This window comes from Sphaerochaeta associata (genome assembly GCF_022869165.1).
Classification (GTDB): domain Bacteria; phylum Spirochaetota; class Spirochaetia; order Sphaerochaetales; family Sphaerochaetaceae; genus Sphaerochaeta; species Sphaerochaeta associata.
In genome coordinates, this window is the sequence record NZ_CP094929.1 from 2,255,371 (window position 1) to 2,267,574 (window position 12,204).

13 protein-coding genes are annotated in these 12,204 nt (G+C 52.7%); 2 read left to right on the forward strand and 11 right to left on the reverse strand.

What is annotated here, in order from left to right; translation table 11 throughout:
* The first annotated feature begins 77 nt into the window (after nucleotides 1-77).
* Entirely contained in the window at nucleotides 78-458 is a 381-nt protein-coding gene (locus MUG09_RS10440) for a desulfoferrodoxin family protein (protein ID WP_244771366.1), read from the forward strand.
* Here the strand turns inward: MUG09_RS10440 and MUG09_RS10445 are convergent.
* From MUG09_RS10445 to gltX, 6 genes are read right to left on the reverse strand one after another with little or no spacing between them, the layout of a single operon-like run.
* Nucleotides 455-1,168 (reverse strand): ABC transporter ATP-binding protein, encoded by a 714-nt coding sequence (locus MUG09_RS10445; protein ID WP_244771367.1) that lies wholly within the window; start codon nucleotides 1,166-1,168, stop codon nucleotides 455-457. The two genes, MUG09_RS10440 and MUG09_RS10445, sit on opposite strands and share 4 nt — an antisense overlap.
* Nucleotides 1,150-1,938 (reverse strand): ABC transporter permease, encoded by a 789-nt coding sequence (locus MUG09_RS10450; protein ID WP_244771368.1) that lies wholly within the window; start codon nucleotides 1,936-1,938, stop codon nucleotides 1,150-1,152. The genes MUG09_RS10445 and MUG09_RS10450 overlap by 19 nt, the downstream gene beginning before the upstream one ends.
* Nucleotides 1,939-1,949: 11 nt before the next feature.
* On the reverse strand, nucleotides 1,950-2,924 hold the full coding sequence (locus tag MUG09_RS10455) for an ABC transporter substrate-binding protein (protein ID WP_244771369.1): 975 nt from the start codon (nucleotides 2,922-2,924) through the stop codon (nucleotides 1,950-1,952).
* 50 nt (nucleotides 2,925-2,974) lie between these two features.
* Entirely contained in the window at nucleotides 2,975-4,231 is a 1,257-nt protein-coding gene (gene tyrS, locus MUG09_RS10460) for a tyrosine--tRNA ligase (RefSeq protein WP_244771370.1), read from the reverse strand.
* A gap of 1 nt (nucleotide 4,232) precedes the next feature.
* A complete protein-coding gene (locus MUG09_RS10465) occupies nucleotides 4,233-5,564 on the reverse strand; it encodes a glycine--tRNA ligase (protein WP_244771371.1) in 1,332 nt (443 codons plus the stop codon).
* On the reverse strand, nucleotides 5,565-7,049 hold the full coding sequence (gene gltX / locus MUG09_RS10470) for a glutamate--tRNA ligase (RefSeq protein WP_244771372.1): 1,485 nt from the start codon (nucleotides 7,047-7,049) through the stop codon (nucleotides 5,565-5,567).
* Nucleotides 7,050-7,217: 168 nt separating this feature from the next.
* Between gltX and MUG09_RS10475 the strand changes: the two genes are divergently transcribed.
* Entirely contained in the window at nucleotides 7,218-7,889 is a 672-nt protein-coding gene (locus tag MUG09_RS10475) for an HD domain-containing protein (protein WP_244771373.1), read from the forward strand.
* On the opposite strand, the gene MUG09_RS10480 is transcribed toward MUG09_RS10475, so the two are convergent.
* Genes MUG09_RS10480 through MUG09_RS10500 form a run of 5 tightly spaced genes read right to left on the reverse strand, consistent with a single transcriptional unit; the run spans nucleotide 7,886 to nucleotide 12,195 of the window.
* Nucleotides 7,886-8,728 carry an alpha/beta hydrolase gene (locus tag MUG09_RS10480; RefSeq protein WP_244771374.1) on the reverse strand — a complete coding sequence of 281 codons (843 nt, stop codon included), beginning with the start codon at nucleotides 8,726-8,728 and terminating at the stop codon, nucleotides 7,886-7,888. The two genes, MUG09_RS10475 and MUG09_RS10480, sit on opposite strands and share 4 nt — an antisense overlap.
* 8 nt (nucleotides 8,729-8,736) lie before the next feature.
* On the reverse strand, nucleotides 8,737-9,624 hold the full coding sequence (locus MUG09_RS10485) for a helix-turn-helix transcriptional regulator (RefSeq protein WP_244771375.1): 888 nt from the start codon (nucleotides 9,622-9,624) through the stop codon (nucleotides 8,737-8,739).
* Nucleotides 9,625-9,630: 6 nt separating this feature from the next.
* Entirely contained in the window at nucleotides 9,631-10,278 is a 648-nt protein-coding gene (locus tag MUG09_RS10490; protein ID WP_244771376.1) for an RloB family protein, read from the reverse strand.
* Between the two features lie 2 nt (nucleotides 10,279-10,280).
* Complete coding sequence (locus tag MUG09_RS10495) at nucleotides 10,281-11,528, reverse strand: AAA family ATPase (protein WP_244771377.1); 1,248 nt, start codon at nucleotides 11,526-11,528, stop codon at nucleotides 10,281-10,283.
* 34 nt (nucleotides 11,529-11,562) lie between these two features.
* Nucleotides 11,563-12,195, reverse strand: a complete 633-nt coding sequence (locus tag MUG09_RS10500; protein WP_244771378.1) for a CpsB/CapC family capsule biosynthesis tyrosine phosphatase — start codon at nucleotides 12,193-12,195, stop codon at nucleotides 11,563-11,565.
* Between the last annotated feature and the right edge of the window lie 9 nt (nucleotides 12,196-12,204).

A 12,204-nucleotide genomic window follows, 5' to 3' on the forward strand; every position in this document is an offset into this window, starting at 1 on the left:
ACATCATCCAGCGATGGGGAAAATCAACTGTACGGCAATGCTTTTTTCGAGTAGAATGGGAGACAAGGAGAATACCGATGAAAGAACAAGAATTTTACGTTTGCAAACATTGTGGAAACATTGTTGCCAAGGTGATCGACCGTGGGCCGAAAATCTCTTGCTGTGGAGAAGAGATGATTGTTCTAAAGGCAAATACAGTTGATGCTGCCAAGGAAAAGCACGTTCCTGTCGTAAAGATTGAAGGCAACAAGCTTGAGGTGAACGTGGGCTCGGTGGACCATCCGATGACAAAAGAACACCACATCGCCTTCATCTATGTCCAGACCGAGAAGGGCGGAATGCGCAAGAGTCTTCCTGTTGATGGAAAGCCCCATGCAACCTTTGCTCTCGACGACGACAAAGCCATTGCTGTGTACGAGTACTGCAACCTTCACGGGCTGTGGAAGGTAGAGCTCTAAGAACTCACCAGAGCCTGTACCAACGAGGCTTCCAAAGCCAACAGTGTTTGATCACCAATATTCCTCGCTTTGCGGGGAATATCTATTTTTTGGTAAAGCAATGGTTTTTTCGGATCGCCAAGACAACAAACAGCATCCCCGAGAAGAATAGCCTCCTTGGGGTCATGGGTCACAAACAACGTTGTTCTCGGGCTCTCCTCCCAAAGGCCGATGAAGGCCTTGAGCAGATTCACCTTGAGCTTGATATCGAGGCTCTGGAACGGCTCATCGAGCAGCATCAGCTTTGCAGGATGGGCGAACGAGCGGGCGATGGCCACCCGTTGTCGCATACCCCCCGACAGCTGGGCTGGATAGAGGCAGGCACTATCCGACAAGCCCACCATCTCAAGATAGTGCAGTACTACACGCTCCCGCTCGACTCTACTGGACACGAATGATCGCAAGGCAAGCTCGACGTTGGTGAATACAGTGCTGTGGGGAAGCAAGCGCGGTTCCTGGAAGAGATAGCTTATGCTACCCTCCTCCTCTGCTTCCTTGATCACACTCCCTCCGTCAGGTTTTACCAAACCGGCTGCAATCTGCAGCAGTGTGGTCTTTCCCTCACCCGATGGGCCCACCACCGAAAGAATGGAGCGAGTCTCGATTTCCAAATCAAATCCATCAAAAATGCAATTTGCCCCGTATGCCTTGCTTATGGATTGGAATCGCATAGCGCACTCCTCGCATCAACATGCTTCTTGAGCTTTCCCAGCGACCATACCAGTCCATCGAAGAGTAAATCAAATACGGCAGTCAGCAGAATTGCCATCAACGTCCACGAGAGCACTTGGTCGGTCTCCAGCTGTACCTGGGAAAGCTGCATCCTGGCCCCCACTCCATAACGGGGAACAGTAAGAACTTCAGCTGCGATGACCACCTTCCAAACCATTGACAGCGATGCACGCGACCCGATGATAAAGAAGGGGAGAAGAGAAGGAAGGGTGTAGTGCACAAGCTTGTCCCAGCCTCGTATGTCGTAGAGCCGGCACATTTCATCCAGGCTTTTGTCCATTTGTTTCACCCCCCCCTCAATTTGCACATACATGACAGGAAAACCCATCAGGAAAGCAGAGAAGAGGGGTACGGTTCCGCTGGTGAACCAGATGAAGGCCAAAAGGATGATGCTCATCACCGGAATGGCCTTGAGCACGGTGACAAACGGCCTGAGTGCAAGGGAAAACAGAGGGAATTTTCCTCCAAGCAGACCGACCACCGTTGCACTGGCAACGATGATCGCAAAACTCTGCAAAGCCCTGAGGATGGTGGCAAACACATTTGCTGAAAAAGGCTTCCATCGCACCAAATCGTTCAGGGCTGAGAACACAGGACCGAGTCCGGGAAGCAGAATCTGACTGTCCAGCAACACCGAGGCAAGCTGCCAAAACAAGAGCAGCAGAGCCGATGAGAGGAAGAGAATCAGACTACGCTTGACCGAACGCATCAGTACATCCTTTACAGATACAGATCTTCTGAAGGAATGGTACCACCAATGGAAGCGGGACTGAAGCCGTGCAGGAAAGAAAAATATGCCTGCACTTCAGCCTTCGCTTCCTGACTTGGAATAAAGACCAGGTTGCAGGAAGGAATTGCAGGGGTTGCCATGGCACTCGCCATGATCCCGGCAGCCTCTATGGCCTGACCTGCGGCGATTGGATCTGCATTGACCCAAGCAACCGAATCCTCATATGCCTTCAGTACCGTCGCCAAAGCAAGCGGATGGTTCTTAGCGAAAGCCTCTGAGACGACAAGCACGCTCATCGGGTAATTGAGGACGCCCGAAAGCTGGTGGTAGAGGGATTGTACGTCCACGACTGCACGAGATTTGGGACTGCGGTTGAGAATCATGGAGACAAACGGCTGGGGCAGTACGGCCAGTGAGACCTTGCCGGCAATGACCAGCTGGGCGAGCTGGGCGGGGGCTGCAACCGAATAGTCGAGTATCACATCCTTGCCTACTTCAAGACCTGCCTGTTTAAGCAGAAGCTGGCTCATCTGGTCGGGGGTTGAACCCGCACCAGGGACATGGACAGTTTTCCCCAGCAGATCCTCAACCGATGATGCTGAACCATCGCTGGAAAGCACGCTGAGCATACCGTTTCCAATGACAGCGGCGAGTTTTACCTTTACACCCTTGTTATACAGATTTGCAGCCACATTGGTCGGAAGGCTGGCAAAATCCAGTTCTCCATTGGCCAGCCGGGCGATAACCTCGTTCGGGGAGGGGAACACACTCATGTTGATGGTAACAGTATCACTGATTTTACCTTCATTTTGGGTCAACGCAACCGAAGAGAAGCCGGTGGGACCGGCCATAACGCCGAATTGAACATCCAATGCGGAAGCAACCGGGGCCTCGGAAACCGCTTGGGCTCCCAGTGTGAAAGTGACGGTCAAAACAATTAAAAGAACATTCAGCAAACGTTTCATATACTATCTCCCTATGAAGAAAGGGGGTTTCCCCCCTCTCAATTGTCGATCTACGCTATGATGATGCGGAAGTACCGCTTCTTGCCGGCCCTGAGAATCATTTCCCCAAAACCATCCAAATACGTTTCGTCTATCAAAGTCTTGGGATCATCAATCCTTGTTTCGCCAACCCACGCACCACCGCCTGCAACAAGTCTTCGCGCATCACTGTTGGTGGCGGCAAGGTCGGTACGGCTGAAAAGGTCGAGCACCGGGATGCCGCTTTCAAGTTCGGAAGCTGCGATGGTGATCGAGGGCATGCCGTCTCTTCCTTCCTGCCCAAGGTTTGCGCCCTTGAACATAGCCTTGGCGGCAATCCGCGCCTTTTCGGCTTCCTCAACACCATGAATGATCCTGGTCTGCTCGTAGGCAAGCCGCTCCTTGGCGTCGTTGATGTTCACCCCGTCCTTCTCATACTGTGCAATCTCTTCCAATGGAAGGAAGGTGAACAGTTTGAGGAACTTGATGACATCATCGTCGTTGACATTGCGCCAGTACTGGTAGAAGTCGTAGGGGCTGAAGAGCTCGGGATCGAGGAATACCGCACCCTTCTCACTCTTGCCCATCTTGTGCCCGTCGCTGCGTGTAATCAGGTTGAAGGTAAGGCCGTAGCACTCCGCACCATTCATCCTGCGGATCAACTCGATGCCGCTGACGATGTTTCCCCACTGGTCGTCACCGCCGATCTGCAACCTGCATCCATGTTCCTGGTTCAGGATATAGAAGTCATAGGACTGAAGCAGCTGATAGTTGAACTCAATGAAGGAGAGACCACGCTCGAGTCGTTGCTTGTAGGATTCGAAGGTAAGCATGCGGTTGACCGAGAAATGCCGGCCTATCTCTCGAAGGAACGTGATGTAGTTCAGGTCGGTAAGCCAATCGGCATTATTGAGCATGATCGCCTTGCCCATCCCATCAGTCGGATGTTCGGAGAAGTCGACCACCGTGCCCAGCTGGGCCTTGATGGACTTGCAGTTCTCCTGCACCTGCTCGGGGGTGAGCATCTTGCGCATTTCGGTCTTGCCCGAGGGATCGCCGATCATCGCAGTCCCACCGCCAACAAGGGCGATGGGGTTGTGACCGGCCTTCTGCAGATGGTGCATGGCAAAGAACGGCACCATGTGGCCGATGTGCAGGCTCCTGCCCGTCGGGTCGGCACCTACATAGAAGGTTACCTTCTCCTTGTCCATCAAATCAGAAAGTGCATCGAAATCCGTACATGCCTTGATAAACCCTCGGTCGACCAAGGTCTGAAGTGCTGTATTCATCTTACCGCTCCACCCGCTTGTACTCCTTGGTTGCCTGCTTGATGGTGGCTACCAGGTCCGAAATGGCGACTCGTACTTGCTCCATGCTGTCGCGAAGGCGCAAGGTTACCGTCTGATCCTCAAGGGTTTGGTAATCCACGGTTACGCAGTACGGGGTTCCGATCTCGTCCATGCGACGATAGCGTCTGCCGATGGCACCACTGACATCGTAGAAGGTGGAAAAATCATCACGGAGCTCGCGTTCCAGCTTGGAAGCAAACTCGGCGATGCCATCCTTCTTGACCAGGGGCAGCACAGCCACGGTGACCGGAGCAAGGTGGGGATGGAAGTGAAGAACCGTGCGAACATCGCCGCCTTCCAGCTCTTCTTCGTCGTAGGCATCACTGAGGGCCATCAACACGTTGCGGGTAAGACCTGCTGAAGTCTCCACCACGTAGGGAATGTACCGCTCGTTGGACTCGGGATCGAGGTAGGTCATCTCCTTGCCGCTGAACGTCTGGTGCTGGGTGAGGTCGTAGTCGGTGCGACTGTGAACCCCTTCAAGCTCCTGCCATCCCATCGGGAAGAGGAACTGGATGTCGTAGGCATCCTTGGCGTAGAAGGCAAGTTCATCCGGACCATGCTGATGCCATCTAAGACTGCTCGGCTTGATGCCCATCTTGTGGTAGAACGCCATTCTCTGTTCTCTCCAGTAGCTGAACCAGTGCTCGTCGCTGCCGGGCTTGCAGAACCACTGCATCTCCATCTGCTCGAACTCGCAGGAACGGAAAATGAAGTTCTTGGTGGTGATCTCATTGCGGAAGGACTTGCCGACCTGGGCGATGCCGAAGGGAATCTTGACCCGGCTGGAGGAGACTACGTTCTTGAAATCCACATAGATGCCCTGGGCGGTCTCCGGGCGGAGGTATATGGTCGAGCTTGCATCGGCATTGGCCCCGATATGGGTGGCGAACATCAAGTTGAAGTTCCTCGGCTCGGTGAAGCTGTCCTTCGTCCCACAGGTCGGGCATGCACCCTTGAGGTCGATCTGGTCGGCACGGAAGCGGCTCTTGCACTGCTTGCAGTCAACCATCGGGTCACTGAAGTTCGAGACGTGACCGCTGGCCTCCCAAACCCGGGGATGCATAAGAATGGAAGCATCCAAACCTACGATGTCGTCATGGATCTGGGTCATCTCCTTCCACCAGAAATCGCGGATGTTGTTCTTCAACTGTACACCCAGTGGACCGTAGTCATACGCGCCGTTCAAGCCGCCGTAGATTTCGCTCGACTGGAAAATGAATCCACGTCGTTTGCACAAAGAGACAATCTTGTCCATCGTTACTTCTGCCATTTATCGTACCTCTCTCTTCAGTAAAGCCAATGCGTTTTCAATGCGTGCACATGTCACTTCCTGCCCAAGCAGGCCAATGGAATCAAACAAGGGAAGACTGACGGTGCTCCCGGTCAGTGCCACCCGCAGGGGCATGAACACCCCGTTGACCTTCAAGCCCATCTCACCGGCCAAATCGGTAAGCTTCTGTTCGGTAGTCGCATGGCTCTCTCCCGCCTCAAAACCCTGTTTGAGGATCTCAAAGGCACGATCGAGAGCCGATACAGCAACAGCGAGCTCTACACCCTTGGCGGCAAACAGATTCACATCCTCGTAGGTCGGCTCCTCAAAGAGGAACCGCGTCAAATCCACCACATCACCAAGAACCTTGAGCCGCTCCTTCACCACCTTGGTGAGATTGAGCAGCATGGATTCTTGATCACTGGACAGAGGAGCAGAAACAAAGCCTGCCTTTGTCATATAGGGAAGCAACAGAGCCAACAGCTCTTCGTCGCTCTTTTGTCGGATATACTGACCGTTGAACCAGTCCAGCTTCTTATAGTCGAAGACACCTGGAGCCTTGTTGATCTTTTCCAGGCTGAATACCTGTTCCAAATCTTGCTTGCTGAAGAACTCCCGCTGTCCGTCATAGGACCAACCGACCATGCTCACATAGTTCATCAACGCTTCAGGCAGGTAGCCTTTTTCCTTGAAGTCCCGAACCGAGGTTGAACCGTGGCGTTTTGAAAGTTTCTGGCCATCCTTGCCCATCACCATCGGCAGGTGACAGTACATTGGAGGCTCCCATCCGAATGCTTCGTAGAGCAGGATGTGAAGTGGGCCTGAGGGAATCCACTCCTGTGCGCGCATGATATGGGTGATGCCCATCAGATGATCGTCAATGACGTTCGCAAGATGGTAGGTGGGAAAACCGTCGCTCTTAAGCAGGATGGGATCAGGACTGACATCGCGGTTGCGCCGGGTGATGTCGCCCATCAGCACATCATGGAAGGTGGTCTTGCCGTCGGTGGGAACCTTGAGTCGGATTACCGGCTTGATTCCCTGCATTTCATATTCAGCTCGTTCAGCCTCGCTCAGGTTGCGGCAATGCCGGTCATACCCCTGCACTTCGCTCTTCTCTTCCTGCTGCTTGAGGCGGACCGCTTCCAAACGCTCGGGGGTGCAATAGCAATAATATGCTTTACCGTCACGCACAAGCTGCTCGGCATAGCTGCGATACAAATCAAATCGCTCACTCTGGATATACGGGCCGCAGGGGCCTCCCACGATGGGCCCTTCATCCCAAGCAATACCCAGCCAGGCAAGGGTGTCGTACAAATCCTGCAAGGATTCATCGCTGTACCGCTCACGGTCGGTATCCTCGACTCGCAGTATGAATTTGCCTGAGTTAGCTCGGGCAAAGAAATAGTTGAACAAAGCTGTCCTCACTCCACCGATATGCTGAAGCCCGGTCGGAGATGGGGCGTAGCGGACTCTCACTTCCATCAGGATACACTCCTCTCAATGGTACTGTTGTACCGTAAAACAGAGATTATAGCAACACGGAGAAGTGCCAACAAGGCGCCGATTCATACACCTGTCCAAGCAGGGAAAGAAAAATGAGCCCTTGACTTGACCACCCTTCCCTATTTCGATACCGTACACTCAATTGACTTGAGGAGGACCATCCTGATACCCGACGCTTTCCCAGCCTTCCTTGCAAGTGGGAACACCCACCTTGTGAAACTTTTCAAACTTCCGGTAGGACTTTTTACCACTTTCTATACATCACGACTTTTTAGTGTTATGAGCATTTTCGACCAGTTCCCCATTGAACTGCTTCTCTTGCTTTTCTCCCTTTTCACCCTGCTCTTCGCTTATACCATTCAGCGCCCCTCAACGCACCTGCTGAGAACCCAGCATGCATTGTTGGTCGAGGATATCCTGCAACACGACCAGTTCCTCAAGCTCAAGGAGTACCGGCATCACACCAACCATATCTACGACCATGCCCGGCGTGTTTCCTACCTCTCGTTTCGCATCAGCAAGGCATTGGGGATGGATTATCAGGCAGCAGCCCGAGGCGGCTTGCTTCACGACTTCTTCCTCTACGACTGGCGTGAGAGAAAACAAAACGACGAAAAGCGTTCGAGCCATGGAAAGGAACACCCTTTCATCGCTTTGGAGAACGCAAAGACCTATTTTTCCGTCAATTCATTGGAAGAGGATATCATCACCAAGCACATGTTCCCGAAGACCCTGGCCCTGCCCAGGTATAAGGAGAGCGTGGTGGTAAGCATCTCGGACAAGATTTCAGCAATCTACGAGTACGTAGTACGCGCCTAGCGCTTGCCTTCCATCCAGGCAACCACAGCGGCCATCGCCTCATTCTGCGCATCCATATTCTTGTCGTAGGGCATCAGGTGCCCGGCCTCAGGGATATGCAGATGCTTGTTCACACCCTTGCTCTTGCTTGTCGCCAAGACTGAAGCTTCTTGAGGAATGGTTGGATCCTTCCCTCCGCTGATTGAAAGCGTATCTGCCGCCAAATGGTCGATGCAGGCCACTGCCTGTCTCCTTACCCGCTCCAGCTCCCAAATTCCTTTGGGATACTGATACGACCAGTATTGAGAGCCAAGGAATGCATCGTCGTCTGCATCACCTTCATGATGGAAATGGTAGTCAGGGTCTGCCTGCCATGCCACTTTCCTGCGTTTGACAAAATGTCTGAGAACCCTGACCTGTGTGACCTGCAGCGAGGGAATAACCAAGGCCGGGGCAAGCAGGGCAAGGGCGTCTGCATCAAAGGCATCGGCAATAATGGCGGCGATTGCGCCTCCCATGGAGTGCCCCACCAACGAAACGTGGTCGTACCGCTGAGCCAGATAGGCGAAAGCATCATAGGCTGTGCCTATCCAATCCTCGGCCTTACTTGCCAAGAAATCCTTGGCGCTGGTCCCATGCCCTGGATAGCGGGGACAATACACATCAAAGCCGGCAGCGAACAAATCAATACCCGGGCGAATAAGTTCACCGGGATAACCGGTGAAACCATGGCACAACAAGACTGCTTTTCTTACCGACCGGGCATGAACCATCGCCCACGGCCGTGCGCATTTCCTCACTGGCGCCTTATCCTGATAGTGATGCTCATTGAAGTCGGGAACTTTATAGGTTATCTGCATGGAAACTCCTACCAACTCTGCTTCAGCAGATTCAAAAGGTCGATGCGGCTCCTCACCTGGGTTTTCCCGTAGATATTAGCCACATGGTTGTTCACCGTGTTTGCGCTGATGCCAAGCTGGCTTGCGATCTCCTTGTTGGTCAAGCCTTGGCTTATCAAGCGGATGACTGCAAACTCGCGCTCAGTGATATGGTACTCCTCCAAGTCCTCTAAAACAAGCTCTTTGTTCTTGACCACCGTCGACCTTCCCAAACGCACAAATTCCATGAATAAGAACGTCATGATGGTAATTGAGAGCGCCAGAAAGTAGATTCCGAACAACAACGGCTTGAGTGAGGGAAAGAGCAAGGCAAGCAGGATGGCGGGTACCATCGCTGCACTGACGATGATGATTGAAATCGCTGAAGTCCGGGCGGTCTTGTTTGCAATGGAGTTGATGTTCTTCAATGTCACCGAGAGACAGAAGGCAATGACGAAGACAAACAGCATGAGCATCAACTGGTCTATGATGAGCTTCTGCCAAAGTTCACGGCTTATGCCAAGCACCAAGTAAACCAGTGCGAGCACGTAGAACAACCCCTTGTACGGCTGTCTCCAAGGGTGAGCAATAACCCAGGTGGTAAAATAAGGGATGAATACAATAAGGAAGGTGAGATCGGCGATGACGATGAAGGCTATGCTGTAGGTGATGACATCAAAGACCAAACCCGAGAGATAGATACGTGAAAGGAGCTGCAGGGCCATCAGCATCATGCATCCCAACAGGGATGCATGACAGATGATGAAATAGGTCGCCCACCTCTGCTTGTTTGCCAGGCGGTAGACGATGGCAAGGGCCAAGGTCATGCACCCGAGGGCGAAGGCAAGCATGTATACGAGCAGCAGGATTCCACTCACCGCCTGCTACCCGTTCTTCTTGTTCAGACCAAGTTGCTTCTGATTGTGAGTCAGGTCCGCCAATCCGCAGATCTCGGTGATGTCATTGAGCATTGCAACGATATTGGTTGGCGCCAAGCCCAGCTTTCCTGCAACCAACGAGTTGTAGGAGCTGGCATTGACGGCAGCCTTCGACTTGGCTGAGTAGAGCCTCAAATGCAGGTTCATACCCTCCCCAAGCAGATAGGAAGCACTGTTGGAGAACGAAGGGAATTGCTTGGCCAGTGCACTCTCAATCATTTTGGGATCCTGTACAAAGCCCTTGGGGGCCTGCAGGTGCAACAGGTACCAAAGCGGCAGGGAAGGATTGTTCCAGGCAAGCCTGACTTTCTTTTTCTCTGCAAGTACAAGCAGCTTGGAGACATCTTCCGAAGAAACCTTGAGATCGGCAAAACCGAATACCACCCATACACTGCTGTAGTTGCCGCTGTTGCGCATCTTGGCTGCAGTAGTGATCAAGCTGGAGAGGTCCTTGCAGTCCTGCTCCCAAATAACCGTCATATTGGAATAGCGGCAGTCCTTGCGCATCTGGGAGAAATACAAGGCCTCCGCTTCGGTTGCCGTCACCAAGAGAATGGTTTGGCGGGGCTGTTGGGAAATTCGTTTGCGTGCCATTGTTACTCCTCCTTATCCTTGTTCGCATCGATGAAACAGAACTCCGAAAGAATCGGAAGGGCACCGAACGCTCCATTCATATATTGACTCTGCGTCTTGTCCTTGCTGCGTGAGTACTTGAAGTTGGCCAAGCTGAAATAGACGGTGGCGCTTTCACTGTTCTTTTCGGCAAAGTACACGCCGTCGCGTCTGAGCAGGCCCGGACGAAGCAACGAGGGGTTGCAGTCGACCACCAGCATCTGCGAGTTGCACTCATTATTGCTGGCCTCAAAGATCTCTACGATGTGGCACAATACGTTGGGGTGCAGGAGCATGCCGAAGTCATCGATGATCAAGGTCCTGGGCTTGGTGAAACTTTCAAAGAATGCCACACCCATCAAACACAGTCTTCTGAGGCTCAGGCTCTCCAAGTTGAAGAACGAGGCGTAGTGCTGGGTGACATTGGTATGGATGAAAATGAGGCGGTCGTCCTTGACACGAATGTCGCGGATGTCGGTGATATCGACACTCCACAGGAAGTTGATCAGCTGCTGCACCCAATCAGGATGCTCGGTAAGCTGGGTGATCAGATACTTCTCGCTGATGTTCGAAACACCCATGGGAAGCAGATGCAGACTCTCATTGAACCAGGTGTACAGCGGTCCTGTCGTATCACTGCCCTTGACTGCTGAAGCTGCAAGGTAGGAGTGCTTCTCATCAACCTTGCCCACCAGACGCTTCTTCTCACCGCGATAGGCTTTGCCCCATCGATATGTATACGTCAGCTTGACATCATCAAGCAGAAGGGCCCCTTCATCAAGCTTGCGCTCAAACATCAATTTCTTCGATCGTTTGATCAAGTGAAAGAGAGATTCCTCGAATATCTTTTCACGGTCGGCGACCAGGGTATACTGTGCGATTACCATCTCGCCGCTCTGCTCATCCTTTCCAAGCAGGATGCGGATGATGATGGTTGCAGGCTGCCCTTTCTCCTCAGAGTACGCAAATGAAGTACCGCTGAGAATCTGCAGGGGGTTCTCCGTCTCCTCTGCCGCGCACACAATACCCTTCAGCGCTTCCAAGGCACGTACAAACGAGCTTTTGCCCGCTCCATTGGGCCCTACAATGGCCGCAGTCTTGATAAGTCTCAACTTCTCGGTCACCGGTACAACCTTCGATTCGGGAAAACGGTTGTCCTTGACAGCCTCAAACGAAATCGTCTGAGCCGACTTTACGGACTTGAAGTTCGCTATCGTCATATCCAGCAGCATGCGCTACCTCCTCACTCACCTGTCTCAGGTGGAATTACAAAAGTGTTTCCATCTTCCCATACACCTGCGGCCATGCATTGAGGCATTGGACCAGGCGGAGGGGAAGCGTTTCATCTCCATGATTGTCCGTCGCTATGAGGTCAATCAAGTCTCGTTTCAGATACCCAAGGGAGTCGCCATTCTCCACTGCTTCCACGTTTGTTTGCAAGAGGCAGCCCAATTTCAGCAGCTCGCCGAGCAACGCACTCTGCGGTTCAAGCCACCGATAGCGTTCCACATGGGCAAGGATGGGCGTCAGCTTTTGCAGGATGAGAGTCTCTATGCGCTCAAGCAATCTCGCGGGGGGAAGGGAGAGCCCGAACTCAAGCAGAGCGTACTTTTGGGCGATAGGCACACAGACAAGCCGGGCCTGGTCTCCCACGTAGAGTTCACTACCCAAATAGGTGGTAATACCCTCCTTTGCAGCCTCTCCCTGCGCCCAGGCAAACGTCTGACGCAAATCTGCGATATTGGTGGTCACAAACGGGTTGTAGATATGGGGAGTGAAGGCGATGGTCGTAATCCCGTTCTCCAAATACAGATGGAGCATACGGGAAAAAGATTCTTTGGAAACATAGCCATCATCGATCAAGGGAAGCAGATGGCAGTGAAGATCGCAAAGGCCCATAGGAAACTC